The organism is Rhodoplanes roseus, assembly GCF_003258865.1.
GTDB classification, from domain to species: Bacteria; Pseudomonadota; Alphaproteobacteria; order Rhizobiales; family Xanthobacteraceae; genus Rhodoplanes; species Rhodoplanes roseus.
In genome coordinates this window covers 1-262 of record NZ_NPEX01000875.1, presented here as the reverse complement: position 1 = coordinate 262, position 262 = coordinate 1, and the positions used below count along the sequence as shown (strand labels likewise).

The window sequence follows — 262 nt, the reverse complement described above, 5'->3', positions numbered from 1 at the left end:
CGGGCGTGATGGCGACGAAGGGCATTCCGGACGAGCGGGCGCGGCTTGCGACGATCCTCACCGTGCCGTTCATGAACTGCCTGGCGAAGATCCCGCTCTATACGCTCCTCATCAACATCTACTTCGTCGAGGCGAAGGGGCTCGTTCTCTTCTATCTGTCGACGATCACGATCTTTGCCGCGCTCCTTGTCGCCAAGCTTCTTTCCGTCTCCGTGCTGCGCCACAAGGAGACGGCGCCCTTCGTGATGGAGCTGCCGCATTA

The 262-nt window shown here is 60.7% G+C and carries 1 pseudogene; it reads left to right on the top strand.

Annotation, left to right across the window (positions count from 1 at the left end):
* Positions 1-262: pseudogene (locus CH341_RS32815) on the top strand (ferrous iron transporter B); the annotation flags it as partial.